27 protein-coding genes and 6 pseudogenes are annotated in these 22,626 nt (G+C 32.9%); 2 read left to right on the top strand and 31 right to left on the bottom strand.

Annotated elements, in window-relative coordinates; all coding sequences use genetic code 11:
- Positions 1-109: 109 nt before the first annotated feature.
- A complete protein-coding gene (locus QUF99_RS14040) occupies positions 110-448 on the top strand; it encodes a permease (RefSeq protein ID WP_289370825.1) in 339 nt (112 codons plus the stop codon).
- 28 nt (positions 449-476) lie between these two features.
- Here QUF99_RS14040 and QUF99_RS14035 read toward each other — a convergent pair whose 3' ends face one another.
- The 4 genes from QUF99_RS14035 to ytfJ form a co-directional block, all read right to left on the bottom strand.
- Positions 477-689 (bottom strand): hypothetical protein, encoded by a 213-nt coding sequence (locus QUF99_RS14035; protein WP_289370823.1) that lies wholly within the window; start codon positions 687-689, stop codon positions 477-479.
- A 73-nt stretch (positions 690-762) separates the two neighbouring features.
- Entirely contained in the window at positions 763-1,083 is a 321-nt protein-coding gene (locus QUF99_RS14030) for a hypothetical protein (protein WP_289370822.1), read from the bottom strand.
- A gap of 52 nt (positions 1,084-1,135) precedes the next feature.
- Positions 1,136-1,912: an oxalate:formate antiporter gene (locus tag QUF99_RS14025; RefSeq protein WP_289370820.1), complete on the bottom strand. Its 777-nt coding sequence runs from the start codon at positions 1,910-1,912 to the stop codon at positions 1,136-1,138.
- Positions 1,913-2,073: 161 nt separating this feature from the next.
- Positions 2,074-2,499, bottom strand: coding sequence for a GerW family sporulation protein (ytfJ, locus tag QUF99_RS14020; protein ID WP_289370819.1), 426 nt, complete (start codon positions 2,497-2,499; stop codon positions 2,074-2,076).
- A gap of 130 nt (positions 2,500-2,629) precedes the next feature.
- Between ytfJ and QUF99_RS14015 the strand changes: the two genes are divergently transcribed.
- Positions 2,630-3,415: a GNAT family N-acetyltransferase gene (locus QUF99_RS14015; protein ID WP_289370818.1), complete on the top strand. Its 786-nt coding sequence runs from the start codon at positions 2,630-2,632 to the stop codon at positions 3,413-3,415.
- 660 nt (positions 3,416-4,075) lie between these two features.
- On the opposite strand, the gene QUF99_RS14010 is transcribed toward QUF99_RS14015, so the two are convergent.
- The 27 genes and pseudogenes from QUF99_RS14010 to QUF99_RS13895 form a co-directional block, all read right to left on the bottom strand.
- Complete coding sequence (locus QUF99_RS14010; protein ID WP_289370817.1) at positions 4,076-4,321, bottom strand: DUF5105 domain-containing protein; 246 nt, start codon at positions 4,319-4,321, stop codon at positions 4,076-4,078.
- Positions 4,322-5,236: 915 nt separating this feature from the next.
- Positions 5,237-6,301: a hypothetical protein gene (locus QUF99_RS14005; RefSeq protein WP_289370815.1), complete on the bottom strand. Its 1,065-nt coding sequence runs from the start codon at positions 6,299-6,301 to the stop codon at positions 5,237-5,239.
- A gap of 7 nt (positions 6,302-6,308) precedes the next feature.
- A complete protein-coding gene (locus QUF99_RS14000; protein WP_289370814.1) occupies positions 6,309-6,866 on the bottom strand; it encodes a hypothetical protein in 558 nt (185 codons plus the stop codon).
- 348 nt (positions 6,867-7,214) lie between these two features.
- A complete protein-coding gene (locus QUF99_RS13995) occupies positions 7,215-8,042 on the bottom strand; it encodes a DUF3952 domain-containing protein (protein WP_289370813.1) in 828 nt (275 codons plus the stop codon).
- Positions 8,039-8,221, bottom strand: a pseudogene (locus QUF99_RS28725) (hypothetical protein); the annotation flags it as partial. The gene QUF99_RS13995 and the pseudogene QUF99_RS28725, both read right to left, overlap by 4 nt.
- 343 nt (positions 8,222-8,564) lie before the next feature.
- Positions 8,565-8,717 carry a hypothetical protein gene (locus tag QUF99_RS13985; RefSeq protein WP_289370811.1) on the bottom strand — a complete coding sequence of 51 codons (153 nt, stop codon included), beginning with the start codon at positions 8,715-8,717 and terminating at the stop codon, positions 8,565-8,567.
- Positions 8,718-8,740: 23 nt separating this feature from the next.
- A complete protein-coding gene (locus QUF99_RS13980; RefSeq protein WP_289370809.1) occupies positions 8,741-9,568 on the bottom strand; it encodes a DUF3952 domain-containing protein in 828 nt (275 codons plus the stop codon).
- Positions 9,565-9,747 (bottom strand): annotated as a pseudogene (locus tag QUF99_RS28720) (hypothetical protein); the annotation flags it as partial. The gene QUF99_RS13980 and the pseudogene QUF99_RS28720, both read right to left, overlap by 4 nt.
- A gap of 82 nt (positions 9,748-9,829) precedes the next feature.
- Positions 9,830-10,600: a hypothetical protein gene (locus tag QUF99_RS13975; RefSeq protein ID WP_289370808.1), complete on the bottom strand. Its 771-nt coding sequence runs from the start codon at positions 10,598-10,600 to the stop codon at positions 9,830-9,832.
- 64 nt (positions 10,601-10,664) lie between these two features.
- Positions 10,665-10,979: pseudogene (locus QUF99_RS13970) on the bottom strand (hypothetical protein); the annotation flags it as partial.
- A gap of 100 nt (positions 10,980-11,079) precedes the next feature.
- A complete protein-coding gene (locus tag QUF99_RS13965) occupies positions 11,080-11,877 on the bottom strand; it encodes a hypothetical protein (RefSeq protein WP_289370806.1) in 798 nt (265 codons plus the stop codon).
- A 339-nt stretch (positions 11,878-12,216) separates the two neighbouring features.
- Positions 12,217-12,492 (bottom strand): hypothetical protein, encoded by a 276-nt coding sequence (locus QUF99_RS13960; RefSeq protein WP_289370805.1) that lies wholly within the window; start codon positions 12,490-12,492, stop codon positions 12,217-12,219.
- 111 nt (positions 12,493-12,603) lie between these two features.
- The gene (locus QUF99_RS13955; protein WP_289370804.1) at positions 12,604-12,834 is read right to left on the bottom strand and encodes a hypothetical protein; all 231 of its coding nucleotides are present in this window, start codon (positions 12,832-12,834) and stop codon (positions 12,604-12,606) included.
- 87 nt (positions 12,835-12,921) lie between these two features.
- Positions 12,922-13,446: a hypothetical protein gene (locus QUF99_RS13950; protein ID WP_289370803.1), complete on the bottom strand. Its 525-nt coding sequence runs from the start codon at positions 13,444-13,446 to the stop codon at positions 12,922-12,924.
- Between the two features lie 117 nt (positions 13,447-13,563).
- Complete coding sequence (locus tag QUF99_RS13945; protein WP_289370801.1) at positions 13,564-14,013, bottom strand: SUKH-3 domain-containing protein; 450 nt, start codon at positions 14,011-14,013, stop codon at positions 13,564-13,566.
- A 454-nt stretch (positions 14,014-14,467) separates the two neighbouring features.
- Positions 14,468-15,391: an IS3 family transposase gene (locus QUF99_RS13940; protein ID WP_289368369.1), complete on the bottom strand. Its 924-nt coding sequence runs from the start codon at positions 15,389-15,391 to the stop codon at positions 14,468-14,470.
- Entirely contained in the window at positions 15,331-15,651 is a 321-nt protein-coding gene (locus tag QUF99_RS13935; protein WP_289368028.1) for a helix-turn-helix domain-containing protein, read from the bottom strand. Before QUF99_RS13935 ends, QUF99_RS13940 begins: the two co-directional genes overlap by 61 nt.
- 543 nt (positions 15,652-16,194) lie before the next feature.
- Entirely contained in the window at positions 16,195-16,416 is a 222-nt protein-coding gene (locus tag QUF99_RS28535; RefSeq protein WP_353958425.1) for a zincin-like metallopeptidase toxin domain-containing protein, read from the bottom strand.
- A complete protein-coding gene (locus QUF99_RS28530; RefSeq protein ID WP_483298631.1) occupies positions 16,400-16,597 on the bottom strand; it encodes a zincin-like metallopeptidase toxin domain-containing protein in 198 nt (65 codons plus the stop codon). Before QUF99_RS28530 ends, QUF99_RS28535 begins: the two co-directional genes overlap by 17 nt.
- 79 nt (positions 16,598-16,676) lie before the next feature.
- Positions 16,677-16,835: a hypothetical protein gene (locus QUF99_RS13930; protein WP_289370799.1), complete on the bottom strand. Its 159-nt coding sequence runs from the start codon at positions 16,833-16,835 to the stop codon at positions 16,677-16,679.
- A gap of 429 nt (positions 16,836-17,264) precedes the next feature.
- Complete coding sequence (locus QUF99_RS13925) at positions 17,265-17,591, bottom strand: hypothetical protein (RefSeq protein ID WP_289370798.1); 327 nt, start codon at positions 17,589-17,591, stop codon at positions 17,265-17,267.
- 357 nt (positions 17,592-17,948) lie between these two features.
- On the bottom strand, positions 17,949-18,410 hold the full coding sequence (locus QUF99_RS13920; RefSeq protein ID WP_289370796.1) for a DUF600 domain-containing protein: 462 nt from the start codon (positions 18,408-18,410) through the stop codon (positions 17,949-17,951).
- On the bottom strand, positions 18,403-18,807 hold the full coding sequence (locus tag QUF99_RS13915; protein WP_289370794.1) for a DNA/RNA non-specific endonuclease: 405 nt from the start codon (positions 18,805-18,807) through the stop codon (positions 18,403-18,405). Before QUF99_RS13915 ends, QUF99_RS13920 begins: the two co-directional genes overlap by 8 nt.
- A 547-nt stretch (positions 18,808-19,354) precedes the next feature.
- A pseudogene (locus QUF99_RS13910) lies at positions 19,355-20,062 on the bottom strand (IS6 family transposase).
- Positions 20,019-20,507, bottom strand: a pseudogene (locus QUF99_RS13905) (N-acetylmuramoyl-L-alanine amidase family protein); the annotation flags it as partial. The pseudogenes QUF99_RS13910 and QUF99_RS13905, both read right to left, overlap by 44 nt.
- 122 nt (positions 20,508-20,629) lie before the next feature.
- Complete coding sequence (locus QUF99_RS13900; RefSeq protein ID WP_483298630.1) at positions 20,630-21,511, bottom strand: GW domain-containing glycosaminoglycan-binding protein; 882 nt, start codon at positions 21,509-21,511, stop codon at positions 20,630-20,632.
- A 51-nt stretch (positions 21,512-21,562) separates the two neighbouring features.
- A pseudogene (locus QUF99_RS13895) lies at positions 21,563-22,570 on the bottom strand (N-acetylmuramoyl-L-alanine amidase); the annotation flags it as partial.
- Positions 22,571-22,626: the final 56 nt, after the last annotated feature.

Genomic DNA, 22,626 nt, shown 5'->3' with positions numbered 1-22,626 from the left:
GACCAACGGTTTCTCCAAATTTTGCTTTATTTGGATATAACTCATACTCATGTTTTCTTCGATATGCAAAATAATAAAGATACACCCAATTGAAAGAGAGGGATGTACATTGCACAAAAAACGGACGCATCATTTTAAAAGTGGTGAAAAAAAGGAAGAATATGCAGCTGAAATCTCACCGCAACATCTTCCGATTAGAAGTCGTCGTAAAGAGATTGCACATGAAATAGAAGGAACGGATACTGGTACGCTTATCGGCTATGCAGCACTGTTTCTTTCTTTATTCTCGATTGCCTTCTATCCAGTTACGTTAGGATCTCTTTCCATATTGATTGGTTTATTAGCTGTAAATTTCGGAGCAAAAACACTTGGATATACAGCAATTGGATTTGGCAGTTTTTCTGTTTTATTCACGCTATTGTATCCACTTGCTTTATCTGCACTCTAAAAAACACACCAAGTTTCACTTGGTGTGTTCATTGGTGAAATAACATAATATGCCCACATCCACAGCAGTGGTTGGCAGTAATCTCCTGGAAAACAGGATAATTTTCTTCATCCCGATGCTCAATAAATACCTTTTCAAAACGATACATATTTGGTGCATACGCCCAATCTTGTTTTGTTCGCGCATATAAGGTGGATGAAAAGAATTCCTCTCCTCCGCAAACAATACATGTTTTCTTCATCACAATGCCCCCTTAGCTCGTCTTATTTCATTTATATGAACGAACGCACAAAAAAAAGACCTTCTAATCATAATTAGAAAGTCTTTTCCGAAACAAAGAGGAACATGCCGAAGAGCCCAACTCCACTGTATTCTTTCTTTTTCCCAGCTTCTGTTTCAAAAGTTTGCTTTACGTTCATAAAGAACACACCGTTTCGCGTGTCGCTACTCACAAACTTCATTTTCTCTTCTTGTTTGTTTATATTTTGCGTACATTCAAAATTATCTTCCTTACAAATTAAAGCGTACTTGTCTTCTAAATAAGCTTGAAAATCAGATTCTTTCGGACAAGTTAAAAGTAGTACTGCAACAAGGATAATACTTACAATACCCATTGCTGTATAATATTTCTTCATTTTTTCTCCTTTCTAAAAAGAAAGAAAACTTGACTCATACCGTCAAGTTCTCTCAGTCCACAACCCATTGCCACTCTTGTTCTTTCTTATCAAAAATGAGCCAACCAGTTTCTGACGCGCCCTCTTTTAACTCTTGTATATTATCTAGCACCTCATCCGTACTTTCATACGAACCGATTACGTATACAGGAATTTCTAGACCTCGTCTTGTCTCAATTTTCCCCGCTAAATCAATATACATGCCATCTTCCATTAACGGAACAAGCCCAATAATAACTTCTTTTGAAATAGCTGGAAATATTTTCGATTTTTGAAAGAAAGAAAATCGTTTTTTCCCAAATGAACCGAGCTTATATGGAATAACTTTACTAAGCATCCCTACAAAATCCGTCATTCTGCGGTAGTACACTTTATTGTACCAATCGTCATCATGTGAAAAATATACAAATCTATTTTTCAAGAGTGGGAAAAACGCTCTTCCAAGTGGTTCTTTTTTGTGAGCCAAATATAGCAATTCCGCAATTTCCTTTGGCTCCAATTCATCTAAATCGCTTGCATCATCAAAATCAACCCAACAAAACTCATCAAATTCATCAATCTCTGCTTTAATTAATTTATGTATGTTCTCTTCTTCGACATATTCGAATAAAGTATGATAATGAAAATCTGTCCACTCAAAATTATGCTTTAAAAGTAAAACTTGATGAAGTGGTGAAGGGATGTTACTTGCAAACTCTTCAAACGTTATTCCAGATGTAATAAAACAATGACCTCGACGATTACCATTAATATATATCATATTCTTTACTTGGTCAGATCCTCCAGACAAAGCACCTAGCCACCTTCGTTTTATATGTTTCAATTCTATAGCATATTTTATCATGAAAATTTTTAGAAACATAGAAAAAACTTCAAAAACTATTTACAATTTCATGAGTTTTATTACATACTGATTACAAGAAAAAATGCCTGTTAGAAAACAGGCATTTTTTACGCGATTTCGTCTGGATTTTGTCGCTGTTGCGTTCCATTTTGTTTTTCATTCTTTTGAAAAATAGATTGGATCTTATCAATCGTTTGTGGTGCAAGCTCAATCATCTTTTCAGCTAAGTGTGTTGCATTTTGTAAATGGAGAATATTTACGCCATCTTTATTTACCACAAGAAAAGCTACTGGTGTAATAGAAACACCACCCGCACTACCACCGCCAAATGCCGGATTCCCTTGTGCCCGCTGTCCATCATTCGTCTGAAAATCCGATCCACCTGCGCCAAAGCCAAACGCCACTTTCGAAACGGTTAATACTACTCCGCCATCTGCCGTTTGAACAGGCTCCCCAACGATTGTATTGACATCGACCATTTCCTTTAAATTCTCCATCGCTGCTTTCATTAATCCTTGAATTGGATGATCCACCGTTCATAACCTCCTTTGTCATATCTTTCCTAGTTTTTCCGAAACCTTGTGAACTAAACATAAAATTTTGTATTGATTTCCAAAACAATAAGTACTAATATTTAGAAAAAACAAATAAAGAGGAGATATTATGATTCGAAAATTAACAAAGGCAGACCATGAACTTGTTCTTACTTTTCTAAAACAAGAAGCAGCAATTAACCTATTTATCATTGGAGACATTGAAGCATTCGGTTACGAAGCAGATTTTCAAGAATTGTGGGGCATATTCACAAAAAATGGGACGTTACAATCCGTCTTACTACGCTTTCATGATGCGTTCATACCATATGGAAAAAGTGACTTCTCTGCAACTGACTATACAACGATTCTTTCTTCTCATAGACCACTCAAAATCTCTGGAAAATCAAATATAGTAGAGCAATTTGAACACATTCCGGCATTGCAGCTTAGTACAAAAAATAAAATGTACTTTTGCGAATGTACAAATGACACTGCACTACCTGAAACAACAATTGATTCTACGATTCAACTTGCAACAATACATGACGTAGAACGAATTATGAAGCTTCGAAACCAAATTGATGAATTTCCCCATACCGAACAGTCAGAAAAGATTTTGCGGCAATCACTTGAAACCAATACAGGCCGAACGTATTTTATTGAAAAAGATGGAGAAATCATTGCTTCTGCCTCAACGTCCGCTGAAAACTTATTATCCGCTATGGTCGTTGGTGTATGTACACATCCGAGTCACCGCGGGAAAGGATATGCTTCACTTATATTGCAAAAAATGATTCGAGATTTCACTTCTGAAGGAAGAACACTTTGTCTATTTTATAACAATCCCGCTGCTGGGCGGATTTATAAGCGATTAGGGTTTAGGGATATTGGGATGTGGACGATGTATCGATAACACTGTGCATACTTTAATGATTACCGATAATATAAGCGTTGAAGGCTTTTCATGAGGGATGTTTTTGTTCAATACGGTTGTTGATACCGTTCACTCTTAACGATGTTTATCGCTATCCACATTTTACTATTTGTATAAGCCGTAATGTGTAGCTTTCGTTGTCTCATATACCTTCGTTTTTGAGATTGGTGATATAACTTAGAGTAGTAAAATCAGCGTTGTTTCATGTCAAATTTTGCTTAGCGTATATTTTCGTTACAATGTTGGCGGGTTCCCATGTCCATCAAGCTAATGTTTTGAAGTACCCCAAAAATGAAATTTTTATCCCTCTACAGTTATTTATGAGAATTCAGCTCATTTTTTTGTATTGGGGAACAATAAATTTCTTAAGTTGATGGATGTTGGATAGCACCACACTCCCATTAACTTAGGGGTTTGTACTATCCTATTTGTTTTGCTCTTTTAATGGTATTCTCACAAAAAAGCACTTGTAGTAATTGCTACAAGTGCTTTTTTATTATGATTTGCTTATTACTCAACTATAAATAGCTCAATTCTCTATCGTTAGTATCTTTTTTATAAACATCGTGACTTTATTTCAAATCGGCACTAAACATACTAAATTGAAAATATCCTTATTATACAGTAGCCTATTATAAATTAATATCTATATAAAATTCTTGAAAGGCCTCTTATTCCATCTTCACCTATACGCCATTTATTGTCACCATTACTATGCATTCGAATTGTCGCACTTTCTTCAATAGAAGAGACTTCTGCTTCAGGCAATAAAGAAGACATATAATCAAATCCTTTTTTCACTAGTTCAGGATAAGCTATGCCAGGATTTTCACTTTGTATTCTTTTTTGCTCCTCTTCAACTTTGGTTCTTATACTAGAAAACACAATTATTCGCTAATACTGGGAGAGGAAAAGAGAAAATAAAAAACCCCCTTCACAATATAAATATGAAGGGGGGCTACTATTCTTTTATTGTTCTAAATGCTAATGCACCTGAAATGATTTGTAAAACCACTGGAATAAATAACATAAATAATGCTAAAAACAACGATATTATACTTAATACAATCATACAAATACCATAAGTTATATTATTTATTTTATTTACACAACAAGCTAATACTAATTTTCCTTGTGAAGATGAAAAAAACGCAGGGAAAATTCAATTTAATAAACTAGAAAAAAGATCTATAGAATTAGAACCAGCTAAAGGTGAAGGTGCAGGTGCAAACTATTATTTTCTTAAAGCAGTTGGTGCTATACAAAAACATGTCAGAAATTCATCAAACTCAGATAAATTTCCTGAATTCTTATTTTCACAGTCATAAAATCATCCAAAAGCCGGGTTGTTTTAAGCAACCCGGCTTTTGGATGATACAGAAATAAATATTGGTTTTTATAGTACTAAATGGTACGATCTGCGAGCAATCAAATTCCTATCACATCTAATGAGTTTACTGATTATGTCATATTTTTCAATGAAATCAATTACCTCGTTCACTTTATAATGTAATTAAAATATATAGGTGGTGTGATAGTTGAAATATGTAGAAAAATTGGAATATACCTATGATTCACTACCTCTTTACTGAGGACTCTGCAATCAGTCTACCGATTCTACTTATACCACCAATCTTTTTCATTGCACTTAGCATTCTCTATTCAAAACCAAGGGCTAGAGACCAATAAAGCCTTGCTAAAAGACCGCTCCTAAGAGGGATTCTTATAGCAAAGCTTTTCATCGTTACTCATTTTTCTTAATAAGACTAAATATTTTCATTATGGTAATAATGAATTATCCTATTGTTCTTGTTCCTTCTTTTTATATCCCCGCACCTGTTGAACGAATTGATTCTCTACTTCTTCAAATGAAATATCCATTAGATTGGAAAGCTTAATTTTATAGCTAGGGTAGTGAATGTTTAACTCTTGAATTTTAATAGGTGCTGATTGTAAATACTGTACCAGTTGCCATACACGATTCATATCAGGTTGATTACTATGATTATATATTGTATCTGTTAATTTCATAACAAACCCTTTTTTACATGTTGCATCTTCCACTTCCTTATCGATACACGAAATTGGCGGGGAGTCATATTTAGTTTCGGTATATATATAATCTTGTTGTCTAATATCGTATATCATTTTATCAATATGTTCTCTATGCTTAAAATACATTTGGTCTAATAAATAAAAATCATTCAGTCTATTGCCAATCATTTGTTGTGATAATTGTTCGATCGTTTCTATAGAAGTGACATCTAAATCTTCAATATCATTTTTGTATCCTTCCATTTCTATATTGATACTTTTCAGCATATATGGTAATTCAATTTGCTGATTATACGCTTTCGCACATTGTACGACTGTTAATAATTGCTCCAATTGTTTTGGATTTTTTGTATCTACAAAAAAAGGCGTTTTTAGCGATATATATAAATTTTCAGGGTTACTCTTTTCTTCTTTCTCAAAAATGTCCGTTCCCCCAATACCGTCTTCTACTCTTTCTAACGTTCCGCCAAACTCTTTAATTGGACGTTCACACATTTTTTCATAAGACTTCCATACACCATAAATCTTCTTTTGAGTAGCATAATCATCTTCTTCTGCAGTAGAAGAAAAGAAACCTGTTACATGCACATCAAAATTAATATAAGGTGGTTCCTTCGATTGCACACCATAACTACGGTTACCCATATTTCCTGAATCAACACTATCACGTGAAACAATTTTCACATCAAACCCTAATTTTTCTTTCGTATATTGCCGAATAGTATCATCTGTCTCTTGTTTTGATTCAGAACAACCTGTTAGCAAAAAAATTGCAAAAAATATGTATACCCATCGACTTCTTTTCAACACGGTTTCTCTACTCCTTTATCTCCTTTGACGGAATATATAAATCTTCTCCTTTATACGGATGAAACTTAATGTAGAAAGGTTCCCCTTTCTTCACTTGTCCTGCTATCAGCCCGGTTTCATTACTATAAGTAGGTACCATTTCATTCAAAGCTCCATCTAACACGGCCTTTCCAGTGTTAGTGAATTCCTTCTTATTTTTATCAACAAAAGAGAACAAGTGCTCAGAAGCATAATAGTATGGCTCATGATACTTCATACGCTCTTTTTCATCATTATTTTTAGGTTCCTTAGGATCTGAAGTATTAATTTCTACATTCACAACAACCCACTCATACCCTTCTTCAGACTTTGGATTATATACATTCTCTTGATGAATGAATTTATTTGCATTTTCTCCACGATATACATAATTCATTGAAAACGAAATGTTTAATTCAACAGGTGCATCTTTTGATGGAGATTTAAACGAAATATCTTTCGATTCATACTCAATTGGATTTACTTCCGTATTCGAACAACCTGTAATGAAAAACAAACACAATAATACAGTTAAACACCCTTTCAAATTTCATCTCATCCCTTCTAGATAAATACCAAATAAAGAAATTGAATTTTATTTCTTAATATATAAAACATTTATTTCTCCGACCAAATTATAGCAAATAACAACATCATTAATTGTCGTATTTTGACGAATAAAAAATAGATACTCATTTGAGTACCTATTCTGCAACTTGAAACATTCTCATTTTAACGATTTATCTTATTTATCTCATAAATACTTATTAGAAAGGTTCCTTACTGTTTATCTTTTCTACAAAAATTGACTCAATAAATAAAGATTCTGTCTTACTATGTATTCCTATTACACATTCCTAGGTATAGAAAAAAATAACCCCTATAACATTCCCCTTCATTTATTATCCTGATATTCCTTCTTATACTCTTCATATTTATTTTTAGCAGTCTGATTATTATCTTCCTTAGTATGCAAGTATGCTTCTATTTTTTGATCATGACTTATCATCTTACCTTCTTCATTCTTTTCTTCATAACCTATTGTTATGCTCATCACCGTTATTTCCATCGGATTTTCTTTTGTATCTTTCGCGGAATTAAACTCAATTAATAATATTGCGGAATCAAATTTATCATATTCTAACTTCAACTTATCATTAATCAGTTGTTTAAATTGCGATTCGGTTAAATCATAGCTTATTATGCTTGGTTCGCTAAAACTTTTTTTATCCTCACTTGGCTTTAATTTGCTGATTCCTTGTAACCTATCAAATATTAGTTTCACATGCAAAATATCTAAACTTTGATTTGGAGTTTTTAATTGATTATTTTCATATCTTATATTTGTACTATAAACAATTTCTTTCTTGTAATTCTTATTATCACCAATATTTTTCTCATTTTCTATGTCAGTAGCGATTCTTTGTGTTGTTGCTCCATAGAAACTTTTTTCTTTTGTATTATATATTCCACTCGTTGCTTGATATATTGTTCGAGTATGTTCACCATCTTCCTTTTCTTCAAAAGTGCTATATCTAGCTTGTTCTTTTATGCTTGCATACTCATCATCACTAGCAGATATAACCGTCTTCATATCCCCTTCATCCAATGCCTTTACTAGTCGTTCATATTCAATTTTCGTTTCTCCAAAACTACACCCTCCAAATAAAGTCGCAAGTATCGTCATAACAATCATCCCATTAGCTTTCTTTTTCAATTTCATACCGTCACCTCGTTGGTTACTCTTGGCATTTTGAGTTTCACAATGCTTCCTTTTGGGTAGTAATAGACTTCATCTTTTCCTAAAGCTGGTTCGTTACTTACATATTTGATACGAAAGATGCTTTGATCGTTTCATGCCATCGCGATGATGCCTGATGTTAATTCACTTCGTATTTTCATTCGCATTTCAATTTACTTATATATTAAGTTTATAGAAACGTTTACAAAAATATAATCTGTTTTTATTTCTTTCTTCCTTCATTACCTACTTTTCGATCTATATTTTTTATGCTTTTTTCGAAATCTCTTACGTGCTCTCCCATTTTCTTCCCACGTTATATTAAATGACGGAAATTTAAATCCACAATAGGCTAATAGTTGAAATTCAGCTGCACCGACGACAACAGCATACATAATGACAGTAAATATAAAATAACCAAATATTACATCTAATAGATAATCATTACTTACACAAATTAAATTGAGTGATCATCATCCGAAACTATAAGCTCAGCGTCGAACTTTATTTCCAATCTTTCCTTATTCTTCTCTGGGTCCGGATTATTATATTTTTTTCTTTTGCATTATGTTGATAAATATCTCTAGCAGCTAACCTCAACTTCCCTACATCACTATCTATTTTAAAATCTTCTTCATCCTTTACATTTTCCTCCATGCTGTATTCTCTTCTTTCATGTATTACTGATTATTCTTATATTGTTTTTCATACTCTTCATATTCTTTTTGGGATTTCTGGTTATTACTTTCCTTAGTACGCAAGTATGCTGTTATTTCTTGATCGTGTCTTATCATCTTACCTTCTTCATTCTTTTGTTCGTAACCTATCGAAATAGTTATTTCAGTTATTTCCATCGGATTTTCTTTTGTATCTTTAGCGGAATTAAATTCAATCAATAACGTTGCGGAATCAAATTTATCATATTCTAATTTTAACTTATCATTAATCACTTGTTGAAATTGTGATTCTGTTAAATCATAACTTATTATACTTGGTTCGCTAAATCTTTTTTTATCCTCACTCGGCTTTAGTTTGCTGATTCCTTGTAATCTCTCAAACATTAGTTTTACGTACGAAACATCTAAGTTTTGACTTGGAGTTTTCAATTGATTATTTGCATATCTTACACTTTTACTATAAACGTTCTCTTTCTTGTAATTTTTATTATTACCAATGTTTTTCTCATTTTTTATGTCAGTAGTAACTTTTTGTGTTGTTGTTCCATATAAATTTTTTTCTTTTATATTATATACTCCACTAGTTGTTTGATATATTGTTCTAATATGTTTACCATCTTCCTTTTCTTCAAAAGTGCTATAGCTAGCTGCTTCTTTTACACTGGCATACCCATCATCACTCGCAGACATAATCGTCTTCGTATCCCCTTCATCCAGTGCCTTTACCAACCGTTCATATTCAATTTTCGTTTCTCCAAAACTACACCCACTAAATAAAGTCGCAAGTATCGTCATAACAATCATCACCTTAACTTGCTTTTTCTTTTTCATACTGTCACCTCGTTCGTTCCTCTCGGCATTTTGAGTTTCATAATGTTTCCTTTTAGATAGTAATAGACTTCATCTTTTCCTAAAGCTGATTCGTTACTTACATATTTGATACGAAAGATGCTTTGATCGTTTCATGTCATCGCGATGATTCCTGATGTTCATTTACTTCGTATTTTCATTCGTATTTCAATTTACTTATATATTCAATTAATAGTAAGCGTATGTAAAAATATAATTTGTTTCCATTTCTATCTTCCTTCATTACCTACTTTTCGATCTATATTTTTTATTTTTCTTCAAAAATCTCTTACGTGCTCTCTCATTTTCTTCCCACGTTATATTAAATGATTTAAATTTAAATCGACAATAGACTAATAGTTGAAATTCAGCTGCACCGATGGCTACTGCATACATTACAATAGTCCCTATTACATACCCCAAAAAAGTATCTAACGTATAATCATTATGAAAATAAATCAAAATAAGAAGAATTAGTGCATATATTGCACCTCCAGTTATCACATTCCCTTTTGTTTTACTAAAAAATGAAGCGGATCTTTCATCCATACTAAACGCACCTTTACTCGCCTGTTTAAACGTATCAATCGTTGTCACAATATGAACAATCACTGCTCCTAAAAATAATAAACCTACATACATTAATGTAATCCGATCAATTGAATAATCAACCATCCCTGGAAGAACCAACATCGTGAATCCTATAGTTGCCAGTTGAAATGCGTATAATAATACGACAAGTGTTTGTAACTTTTGAAATTTAAAACGAGCTTTTGGAAATAGATATAGAATTAAAAATATAATTTGAAGACTGTATAACACAATTTCAATTGTAACAATAGTTTTATCAAAAAAAGTAGTATAGTAATCCAAACCTCCTACAAAAATAATAAACATGAATAATGAAATATAAACTATCGCTCCCATCATAAACCCTGTAGCACCTTCAGGACTTAAACGACTTCTACATGTGATTTTAAATTCATCTAGATCTTCTTCTTTTATGTTCCACATTCAATTGCTCCACCTTCTATATGATTTAGTAGATTACCAACATCGAGAACCAAATTGTTCTACTATCTACATCACCATCTTCATCTGAAAATCTAACACAAAGCGCTTCTTCAATAAGAATAGCGTCAATATACTCATATGGTGAACCCTCTTCCATATTCACCCGTTCATTCACTGGAACGCAATACATATATTAACCATATTTTGTTTCATTCTCTAATGGTGAATATGTAAAAAGAATTGGTCTTATTGGATATATATCGTTGTGAACCACCTGATTTCTAAGCGCGATAGCTGGTAACAACCAATCGGCTTTTTTCACAATTTGAGTGATGCTAATTAAATTTAAAAGTGATAATGCTTTATAGTGAACTTTCATAAACTCTACCTCTTATACAGTGATTTATTTCTTTCGTCATAAATAGATTCTTCTACATAGATAAAAAATCAGTTTACGATTATCATTTACAAATCTCATTTCAGTTTTTGTTTCGCTTTTGTTCTTGCTCTCTTATTCTTTTTCTATTTGCTATAAATTCTTGACGTTCCTTTTCGTGCTGTTCCCATGTAATATTGAATGATGGGAATTTGAATCGACAATACACCAATAAAACGAATTCTGCTGATGCAACAGCGAATATATATAATATTATTGTTTGTCCAACATAAATTGCCATTTGATTAAATGTATAATTAAGGTTTATAAAAATTAATACAAGCAGAACCATTACACAGATTATCATTCCAATCAATAAAAATAATTTCGTGTTAGTAAAAAACGAGACAGCCGCTCCTTTCAATTTATATCCTCCATGTTTTGCCTGTTTAAAAACATCAATTGTAGCTATAATATGAGTACAGATTGCCCCCAACAGTATTAAACCAATATAAACCAGTGTTTTATTGTTATATGGAAACTCAAATATCTCTTCAACCACCATAACCATAAATGGTAATGTTGCTAACTGAAAAGAATAAAATAAAGTCACGATGGTTTGGAGTTTCTGTAATTTAAAAGCAACCTTTGTAGACATGTATAACATTAAAAAAATGAACTCCAAAATGTATAACTTTACCTCAGTTCGTAAAACTATTTTCTCAAAAGGACTTAAAAAAATCTTATCGCCATTCAGCAAAAAAGCTAAAAATATGATAAACATTGGTATAGAGGTATATGCAAAAACTCCCCCAAAAAAGATTCGTATATTATCAGGACTTAATCGGTTTCTATTTGCAACTTCGAAAAAGCCTAAATCTTCTTCTTTTATTTTTAACATTTATTTACTACCTACTTCCTAATTTTGAGTGCTATTAATTCAATTTAAAAGTACGGTTAAAGCATATAAATCTGTTTTAGTTTTTCAACATATAAGTAGCTGCTATGCGGAACAAAACATAAACTGCACTTACTTTCTCCCTTTGTTTTAACCTTTGCATGTAATAGGCAAAGGTCCCGACCGCTTTTATGCATAGCTAGGTGCTCTCGCCTCCCTAAATGTTTTTATGTATTAATTTTTTGAATCTAATGAATAAGAAAATAGATACTCACTTGAGTACCTATTTTTGTGGCTATTTACCTTACACATAAAAAATAACAGCTAATTATAACAATCTATTTAATTTAATAATTCTTTATTCAATTTTTCAGCTTTATATAACTCTCCTAATATAGAATTTTCATAGTCACTATAACTATCTAGATATGCTCTTATACCACCGATAATAGTAATTCTAGCAATATCTTTATCATTCTCAAGTATCTCTAATGCATTTTTATATCTTATGTATATAAGTTGTAGAACCCCTCCTCTCTGTATTTCTTTAAAATACTTTTCTTCAAGGCTAGTTATCACAATTTTTATTTGTTCAATTAATTGTTTTCTTTCATCCATTATGTTTTTACTCTCCAACTTACTTGGAATATTTCCTCTTAATGAATTAATGATTCTGTTTCATCATGTTGTTCAGATATTTCACTTGCCTTATTTGGATGCCTTATCATCTTATTTACTAGGAAGCTGCGACAGACGTTCCTTATAATTTTTAGACAATAAAATATTTAGAAGGCCTATCATATTATTTGTCTCTTGTCGCGCCTCTTCATATGCTTGGGAAAAGGCTATTTTATTCTCTTTAGGGTTTTCTATGTTTGCTAACTTACTCCAACTTTTTTTCAGTTTATCATTCTTTTGAAATAGCCCTTGGTCTACTTCGCCTTGGGCGACAGGAGCCATATAATCGAATTCTCCACCTTTTCGGAGGTATGTAAATGCCTCTGTAATCTCAGCAGTATTTGAGAAATCTCCCTTTCTTGCAGGAGCCTATAGCACACGAAGTACAGGAACTGATGCATATGCTGCTTTTACAAGTGCCCTTTCTAAATTTGTTATTTCATCCCATGATTTATATTGAAAAGAAGGATCTTGTTGTACTGTCATAAATGCATATCCTTCTTTCACCAAATCTGACGATAAATTTTCAAGTGGTTCTTCTGTACGAATATTAATAACCGAATCACCATAATTAGATATATCGGTAACTCGATTATTTTCACTTGTAACACGGCGAATCGGATGATCCGTGTAAAGTATGTAACCGCGTTTATCAATATGTTGCCGAAGTTCTTCTACTGTTGTTTGTATACCAATTTGTCCTTCTTCCTTCTTTTGTACATCTTGCTTTTCTTTTTCTGTAGTGACTTCCTCTGTTTTATCAGGTGTTATATGTTCCTTTTGAGACTCTTCTTTCTTCTCTACTGGCTTTACTACTTCTTTTTCCTTGCAAGCAGATAATGTAAATAATGAAGCTACTAGCATTGTGCTTGCTATTGTTTTTTTATAATTCATACAAATACCCCCCTTCTATTATTATACATAAATAACAAAAAGAGGGTAATATTCTTTTGGAAATTGGATTTATCATTGTAGGAGATTAGGAGATAATTTTGCATTTAAAAAATATTATTACCCTTTAAATTTATCCCAAATCATTGTTCCTTTTTCAAGAATAATATGATCAAATGCTTCTAAAGCATTCTCTCCTGCCCAACCTGTTGATTCAAATATTCTTCCTGATTCTGATATGAATAAATCTATCTCAAAATTATAGAGTGAACCTATAGGAATAACTTTATCATCAATAAAATCTTCTAAACCAAAACACGAACTATCTAACACACCTATCACTTCCTTAATGCAAGTGGTATGTTTAGATATTGCCTTAGACCCATCTGACCAAATCTTTTCAACACTGATTCGTAATTCTCCAAACTCCTCCATAAATTTTTTTGCACTTTCAAAAACCTCAAATCCTCTTTCTTCAAGGAACTTTACATTTTCTGATATGTCTATTTTTCTACCCTCATACCATCCCGCTTTTTTTAATTCTTCTATTGTCTTATTTGATATTTCCATTTTCATTCCTCCTAGTAATCAATGTTATAGAAATCTAAAAACGTTCTACTACAATTCTCACAAGGTTCAGCAAAACCACCTGGTAAGTTTTCTGTTCTAATCATAAAATTATCATAGTGGTCGTAAACACATTGTTGGAAGTAAAGGTATCATTTATTTTGATTTTGTCTTTGACGTGCTCTGTCGTTTGGACATAGGCACGGCAATTGTTCCTTTAGCGCCGATGGTGTTTCGAGTTTCATATTTATTAATCGTTAAATCTCGCATTGCTTGTGCGAAGGCATCCATATCTTCATAAAACGGCTGGTCCATTTCAATGTCGATGAATTTCCTACTTTGCTGCTAAAATCATGGAGCACCTTGTAATCTTCATATTGCGTAAATGCAAAAAATAACGTCGGAATAATGGTCTTACCCCTGTCAAGTAGACAGTAAAAGATTAGATGCCTTTTCATTAAGCAGCCTTAGTTCCAAATTCAGCAGGACTAAGGTTGTTTAATTTTTTTTGGAATCGTTTGTTATTGTAATACCTCATATATCTTCTAATGGCTTTGAAAACTTGCTCTTTTTCATGAAACTCATTTCTGTAAAAACATTCTGTCTTAAAATGACTAAAAAAACTCTCTACACATGCATTATCATAACAATTGCCCTTCCTAGACATACTTACATTCATTTTGTATTTTTTAAGTAATAGGTTGTATTTTTTGGACGTGTATTGATACCCTTGATCGCTATGTAATACTGTTCCGTGGACATTTCTTTTTCTTAAGGCCTTATTCACTGTGTCTATAACTAATTTTAAATTGTTGCTTTCGCTTACTTGGTAGGCTACAATTTCGTTATTATAAAGATCCATTATCACTGAAAGATACATACGCTTACCGTTAAAAGTGAGATAGGTTATATCTGTAACCCATTTTTCATTTGGCTTGCTGGCTGAAAATTCCCTGTTTAAACGATTTTTTGATACGACACATTGTTCTTTTAAGCCAAAATGCCTCCACTTTTTCTTTCGAATCTTAGCTTGTATCCCCATTTTCTTCATTAAACGGTACACTCTTTTATGATTTATCTGTAAACCACAATACTTTTTGAGCCATGTACAAACTCTTGGATAACCAAAACTACCATTTATATCTGGATCTAGTTCGCATTCCACTATTTTGGACATAATAAATTGGTCTTCCTTCATCTTTTCAGAGGGATTAGTTCTTCTTTTTTCCCATTTGTAATATCCACTTCTTGAGACCCCCGCAATTTCACAAAGAAACACAATTGGAAAGCTATGCTTTAATGTATGAATGATCTCGTATTCTATTGATTTGTCTCTTTTGACCTCATCTCCTTTTTCGCAGCTAAGAGCTTTTTTAAGTATGCATTTTCTACTTCTAATCGTTCTATTCTATCATCATGACTTGTTTTTATTGAACTTGCATTTGTTTGTCTAGATCTCCCTCGTTTTTCTTGTAGGCCAAGAATACCCTCACTATTGTAGTTTTTAATCCATCTGTCTATAACTGAATATGTAACTCCTAATTCCCTTCCAATTAATTTACTACCCATTCCTCTATGTAAGTACATTTCAATAGCTTTCATTTTAAAATCAATCGAAAAAGTTCTTCTAATTTTCCCCATAAAAAAATCCCCTCCATAATAAACAGTACAGTAACTTTCTTTCAACTGTCTACTATGAGGGGATAATACCATAATACCGAAGTCATCTTTTTAACACCTACTCTTAAAAATCTTTTTATTTATTAATTTTATTAATGATAGTATTTATACCTTCAAAATAATATATTTATTTTCTTGGTTTTTAATTTTCTTTTTCATCATCACCGAATATTTCTTCAAATTCTTCATCAGTCATTTCGGATTCTACAGGAATATGAGGACGTTGTGATATACCATTATGATCTATCACAAATTCAACTTCTGATTTTTCATCTGAAATTACAATCGTAAACTCATCAGAACCTTCATAACACTTATCTTTTAAATCCGAAAGAACCAGCCATGCAAATCCTTTTACACGATAAAAACTCGCATAAAATTTAACTGATTTATTAATATCATCGTTAATAACTCCTGGTATTTTATAACTTTCTTAATATTTCTGAGCTATTTTTAAAGCTTCACTAGCTGTAATATTAGTTTTCATTATTCATTCCTCTTTCTTTATGTAAAATATTTCCAATCTATTTGAGGCCATTGTCCCTTTCTCAAATTATAAATATATCTTTGTGTTTCTAATACCTCACTGGAATTAAAAAGTTCTTTATTTTTCATGATTTGATTATAAACATACTCTTCTCTTTCTAATACTGTTTGCTCTAAGTATTTTTCTTTCCTAAGCTGTATATATTGTTCTGCATGATAACTTTCATGTTTTAGACTCAGAAAAGATTAGATTACTCCTTAAGACAATTTCTCCAGTGTTATAATTAAATCCTCCTGCTGTTTTATCCGGTGATATTCTGCCTTTCCTACCTATGATAAATTTTATGTTATTATCTTCTATGTAGGATTTAACTTTCTTTATTTCTTTTACTTTTGCAATTCTTAATCCCCCTGGAGTCAGTTGATAACCCCCACTATCTAGATAATATTCCCATTCCTTGTAATCATAATTTTCAGCATTACCTGCCCACTCTTCATATTCAACCCCTCAAAAAACTGCGCCGATTTCTTCTCAAACGCTGACGCATTTCCACAGGTGTTTTCTTCTCTATATTTAGAGAAAGATTGCCGAGTTTCTCTCCAAATAACCGGTTCACATTTTGCGCTCGTTCTTTAAGAAGATTCTCAGCCTGCTTCAAACGGGATCCGCCTTCTTCAACCCTACTTTGGAAGCATTTTTAATTGTAGTAGTACTAACACCTGCTTTTAAGCCAGTTATTACATTTCCAAAAGCATGCAATCCTTTGGCTACAGGTGCCACATCTACGAATCCCAGCACACCGCGTAGCCAACGTTCCTTGTGTCAGCCATTCTTTTTTCATTGCTGCGTTAAAAGTTCTCTGACATCAATATCAGCAATCGTTACCTCTATTTAGAATTTAGAAAGAAAAACTCCAACAGATACATTATTTGCATCCACTAGAGTTTCATCAAAAATATCTATTCATCATCTGAAGAATTCCCGTAAGATTTCTCATACTTTCCGTAACAATTCTCATTAGAAATTTCTTTAGATGATTATCTGCAGTTTTTAAGCGACTAATTATTTTCTATTCCTTTATAATTAATTATTTTAACATTCCCCACAATGCATCCCCAATTCTTTCTAAAGATTCATTCGCTTTAACACGTTCATTAAAATCTGCCTTCCATATAAAGAAATCAGATAATCCTCCTCTTGGTGGATACAAATTATTATGAATTAATTTTATTTCCTTTATAACGTCATCAGAATCAATATAATTATTATTTTGGCATTCATTTAAAATATTAATTACATATCTAACTTCAGATATCTGATAATCTATATCACCTTTACTATTTTCCTCTAATATTACACTCAATTCACTAAAAAGTTTTTCTAATTTATCTATAACTAACTTACTTGAACTCATTGTCATATCTCCTATTTGATTGGCACTTGACTTAAAGGTTCTACTCCATTAATCTTCTATGATTCTGAAACAGAAATCTTCCTTCTAGTACATCATCGTGATATTAACAAAATTACAATATAATATTTCAAGTAAAAAAGAGACCCCCTTATTAAAACTGTGACCGTCTGACAGAAATGAACACTTTTTGCTAAATAAGAGTAAACATCTTTCTAAAAATTTGTGCACAACTAGGATCACTTTACATGTAGCCTCTCCATGTAAAGCGGATGCTTTGAACTGGAAAAAAGTGTTCAGCCTTATCAAGCAGTAAAGTGCCCAATCTTATTTAGCGGTTACAAAAACAATAGGATATTATCACTTTCCATTTTCTGCATTTATTGTATTAAACCATTCCATAGCTATATCATCTGCTTCTTTAATTGGGTCATTAGAATATACCAAATCATATTTGTATTCTGCTTTCAAGCTATTTTTTAATACATCATATACTAATTTTATTTCTGTTGGCATTTCTCTTTTATATTCTTTACATAGGCTAATCATATTCTTTATGTCACTATTTAATATTCTAACAACACCTTTTTGTCGTTCTATAGAGGTATCATATTTTTCTTCATTACTACTTATAATGTCATTTATTTTATGGCGTTCTACTATTTCTCCATTTATATTATAGAAATAGTCACTTGCTATAACATTATCTTCAAAAGAGCAATAAATATATATTTTATTTGCTCTATTCTCTACATATTCTAAACATATAGAAACCATATCTGCCTGTAATTCACTAAAATAATCTTCAAATACTTTATTCATATGAATCTCCTTTTGAATTTAAAATATCACGCTCAAAATATTTTCCATCTATTTCGTATTCTATATAAGATTCTGATGGTCGTAAATTATCTCCATCATATTTAATTTCAACATTTACTTTAACTTGTTTCCCTTCTTCTAACGCTGTAGCCCATTGATTTTCTATTTTCTTATATTCGCTTTTGTTAACTTTCTCTAATTGAGAAACTAAATTATCTATCTTAGGTGAACCACCAAATCTATCACCTGCTAAGTGCCCTGCATTATCTTCTCCCTTTATTTTTCCTGGTGTATTTTTGCTATGTGATAATCTGTCACTTCTTTTAGTTAATGGTAACTTATCTGTTTCATAAAAATAGTCAAACTCTCCTGTTTTATACCTAATATTCGGTTTCAACTTATTTTTCTCCCATTGGTAAACTGTTCCTCTTTATCTACTAAAACTTTGGCTTGTGTAATCCTCTCTATAAGTACGTTCTGCCCACTCTTCAAATTCAAGTTCTCAAGAAACTGTTCCGTTTTTTTCTCAAGTAACTGGTTATTTTCTACAGGTACGTCCCAAGCTTCTACTGGTTACAGCGTTAGCGCAAAGAAGAGGAATGTATCTATGAAGAGGGGCATCGCCAGCATTTTGAAAATTCCCCCCGCTAAGAGATTTTAAATTGTGTTGCGTTAGAGCAATAAATAGATCTTTTTTACTTTTCTAATGCAACACAAATGATGTTGTGTTGTATTAAAAATATTCTTAACGGGACAAAATTCATATCAGTTCATGTTGAAATTTGCTTAACGTGGTTTTTTTCCAAAGTGCTGGCGGTACCTAAAGAACAGGTTAGTCAGGGAACTCTTATGCAAGTAGTTGGTCTATTGGACAAATATAGGGTTCTGGTGCAAATATGCTATCTTCTTGAAAAACTCATACAGATTCCTAACGGAATCAAGGTTTACGCAATAATTCCAAATAATTTATGGATGAATTCTTTCTGATTTTGAACAGACTTATCCCGTAAAATAAGTTGCTGTTTTTTCACCATATGCATCGCTTCTATTCCAGAAATAATGGACTTTGCTGTGTAAAAAGATTTTAATCCTAACATAGAACGAACTCGCTTTTTAATAAATCGATGATCTTGCTCGACTATATTATTTAGATATTTCACTTGTCTGATTTAGATGCCTGCTGGCATCTTTTTCTCTTCCTTTAACTCTTCTATTGCTATTGGATAAGCAGGATTCTTATCGACTGTTATGACACGAGGCTTAGAAACGTGAAAAGACCGCAAAGCTTTCTTGAAGAATCGCTTTGCAGCCTTGTTGTCTCTTGTTTTACTGAGATAAAAATCAATCGTGTTTCCTTCGGAATCCACTGCACGATACAGATATATCCATTTACCTTTTACTTTGATATACGTTTCATCGACTCTCCAGGAATCATTAGTTTGCTTCAAGTATTTGCGAATTCGTGTATCTAATTCTGGTCCATATTGATGAACCCAACGCATAATCGTTGTGTGAGCTATCGATAAGCCTCGTTCTTCCATCATCTCCACTAAATTACGAAAGCTTAGGTTGTACCGCAGGTACCATCTCACTGTTAACAAAATAATGTCAGATTGATAATGTTTCCACTTGAACAAAATTTCCTTTTCCATACCGATCACACACCTTTGTGAGAGTAATAGTATCAGTATGTCCAAGATTTAGAGATTGAATTACAATTTTCTTGAAATTTTTGCACCAGAACCGTTTATACATCCCACTTCCATGAATACGTATTCCATTAGATTTAACTGTATTTATAATAGTCTGCGAGGCTCGCAAACTATCTTGATAGATAGATTTCGTATTGTTCGTATTTGCCGGTGTTAAAATCGAAAATCCTCTTGAATTTGGACTGTCGTTACCATCCGCATGCACACGAACTGTTAAACTTGCATTCGCATTATTTGCTTTTTCAGTACGTTGGATATTACTGATATTTACATCATTTGTTGTACGACTCATCATGACATGGAACCCACGTTTTTTTAATTCTTCTTTTAAAACAAAACTCGCTTCTAAGGTTAATTGATATTCTCGTTTCTTTGTCGCAACACCAGTTGCCCCATATGTAACCTTATATTTTGTTTAATTAGAAGATGGTGATACCGGCTCTTTAGATAAATCACCTTTCTTTTGATGCCCTAAATCAATGAAAATCATTTTTTCTCAAATACGCCTTATCCAAGACTAACAGCTCGGCTATCAATCCAACCCACGCGACCGTTTTGTTCAATTTGATACCATGTAACTCCGTTATAAGTTGCAGAATATAACAAATTCAAATTACTACGAGAAAAATCTTCTGCAGAACCAACATATTCAGCATGCTGCATGCCGTAAGGCTTCGTCCATACTGTATGTCCCTTTGGATTGCTCACGTGTCCAACTTTATTTAAAGATTGAATATTCGTTGCATTCGATATCGCTCGTGCATCAATCCATCCTTTTTCATGACCATCTACTTCAAAATAATACCAATGTACGCCATCTTTATCTAAACTACGGATAATCTGAATCGGTTTCTTATCATAATTACTTGCGGAACCAACGTAAGATGCACCATTTTCACCAAAAGGTACACTCCATACTCCATGGCCATCCGTATCTCCAATTAGGACAATTGAATCTGAAACTGCTTTCTCCCCATCAATCCAACCTAATAGTTTGCCATCTTTCTCCACTTGATACCAGGTTGTATTTCCTCTTTTGACAGTCTTCACTACCTGTACCGTTTGGTAGGCATAATCATTGGTACTCCCTAGATACCGAGCACCTGTAATCCCATAAGGTGTAGTCCATATACCATTATTATTGGTTTTTTCGATTATAACCTTAAAATTGGCATTTTTCGCTTCCCCAGCATTGTCTAATGCTTTCTGATCGATCCAACCGATTACCTTTCCATCTACACTGAATTTATACCACTTCACACTTCCATTGATAGCACTTTCCACTAATTTAATATCACTATAAGCGTAAAGGTCCGATGAGCCTATATAATTTGCACCCGGTACACCGTACGGTATTGACCATATACCATTAACTGCCGTCGCTCCCATCACAACGTTCTGATTAATCATTTGGATATCCTTTAAATCACTTAATGCTCGGCTATCCAGCCAGCCGACTACTTGATCATTTATGCTGAATTGATACCATGTAACTTGCTTCAAAGTCATTTGCTGAACCAACTTAATATTTTTCCCAACATAATTATTAGTAGATCCTATATAACTAGCACCCGATAACCCATAGGGACGTGTCCAAACAGAATTTCCATCCGTCCATTTCACGATTTGATTCTCATTCACGCTAGTCGTAGGAGGATTCTCCGCTTCATAGTAATCTTTCGTCCCTTGTAGGAAATCGCCCCACGCCCCACGTTGAATCATAATTCTTGGACAGTTCTTCCCACTCCAATTTTGGTGTTTTTTCACATTATCCAAGGGTATATTAAGTTCCTTCATTAAATATGCTGTTAATTTACGAGCATTATCTACAGCTTTATCATAGTTTCCATCTTCGTTTACAGCGATTTCAATCGCAATAGATTGTCTATTTCCTGTACCATTCGTTCCATCTCCTGCATGCCAGCCATTTTCATTTAACGGAAGAGATTGATAAATCTCTTTATCATCTACTGTGAAATGCCAGGATGCGCTTCGATCTGTATTCCCTATTGCTTGATTATATAAATATTGCGCGTGACTTTTCGCACCTGCACCAACACTCGTATTATCAGTCTCATGAATGGTAATATACTTTGGTTCCATCCAGTAACCAGGGCGAATATTCGGATTTCCTTTTGGAACAATCCATTCCGTAAACGGAACATCATTAATCATACTTTGCTTCAATGTTGGAGAAGATTTACCTTGAATAAGAGAAGCTTTTCCAACTTCAGACTCCCCTGGATCTTCAACAATTGCTCTTTCATTATCACCTCGTCCATCCTCGTTTTTCATATGTTCCTCAATGCTTTTCAAAGCTTGTTCATCTATTGACTGTAACTCTATTTGTTCCTTTTGTTTCAGTTGCTCCGCAAAAGAGGACGTCGGAACCGCAAATACCTCCAATGCAAGTGACATAGCTAAAACTTTATAGATTGTTTTTTTCATAGTATCTGTTTAACACGTATCATATATAAAATACTTCGTGCTAAATTCCCTCCCTT

The organism is Bacillus sp. DX4.1 (assembly GCF_030348195.1).
In the GTDB taxonomy this organism is placed as follows: Bacteria; Bacillota; Bacilli; order Bacillales; family Bacillaceae_G; genus Bacillus_A.
Note: the sequence above shows the minus strand (reverse complement) of the source record. Positions and strands in the feature narration are given on the sequence as shown.

Bases quoted from the DNA above. Each gene is read 5' to 3' on its own strand.
- QUF99_RS13965 (WP_289370806.1), bottom strand. From the start codon at position 11,877: ATGTTAAAAATAAAAGAAGAAGATTTAGGCTTTTTCGAAGTTGCAAAT.
- QUF99_RS13960 (WP_289370805.1), bottom strand. From the start codon at position 12,492: ATGGATGAAAGAAAACAATTAATTGAACAAATAAAAATTGTGATAACT.
- QUF99_RS13995 (WP_289370813.1), bottom strand. From the start codon at position 8,042: ATGAAATTGAAAAAGAAAGCTAATGGGATGATTGTTATGACGATACTT.
- QUF99_RS14035 (WP_289370823.1), bottom strand. From the start codon at position 689: ATGAAGAAAACATGTATTGTTTGCGGAGGAGAGGAATTCTTTTCATCC.
- QUF99_RS13980 (WP_289370809.1), bottom strand. From the start codon at position 9,568: ATGAAAAAGAAAAAGCAAGTTAAGGTGATGATTGTTATGACGATACTT.
- QUF99_RS13900 (WP_483298630.1), bottom strand. From the start codon at position 21,511: ATGGGAGCGACGGCAGTTAATGGTATATGGTCAATACCGTACGGTGTA.
- QUF99_RS13955 (WP_289370804.1), bottom strand. From the start codon at position 12,834: ATGGCTCCTGTCGCCCAAGGCGAAGTAGACCAAGGGCTATTTCAAAAG.
- QUF99_RS13935 (WP_289368028.1), bottom strand. From the start codon at position 15,651: ATGGGGAAAATTAGAAGAACTTTTTCGATTGATTTTAAAATGAAAGCT.
- QUF99_RS14015 (WP_289370818.1), top strand. From the start codon at position 2,630: ATGATTCGAAAATTAACAAAGGCAGACCATGAACTTGTTCTTACTTTT.
- QUF99_RS13945 (WP_289370801.1), bottom strand. From the start codon at position 14,013: ATGGAAATATCAAATAAGACAATAGAAGAATTAAAAAAAGCGGGATGG.
- QUF99_RS14030 (WP_289370822.1), bottom strand. From the start codon at position 1,083: ATGAAGAAATATTATACAGCAATGGGTATTGTAAGTATTATCCTTGTT.
- QUF99_RS13950 (WP_289370803.1), bottom strand. From the start codon at position 13,446: ATGAATTATAAAAAAACAATAGCAAGCACAATGCTAGTAGCTTCATTA.
- QUF99_RS13975 (WP_289370808.1), bottom strand. From the start codon at position 10,600: ATGTGGAACATAAAAGAAGAAGATCTAGATGAATTTAAAATCACATGT.
- QUF99_RS13920 (WP_289370796.1), bottom strand. From the start codon at position 18,410: ATGAATAAAGTATTTGAAGATTATTTTAGTGAATTACAGGCAGATATG.
- QUF99_RS13985 (WP_289370811.1), bottom strand. From the start codon at position 8,717: ATGGAGGAAAATGTAAAGGATGAAGAAGATTTTAAAATAGATAGTGAT.
- QUF99_RS13925 (WP_289370798.1), bottom strand. From the start codon at position 17,591: ATGAGTTCAAGTAAGTTAGTTATAGATAAATTAGAAAAACTTTTTAGT.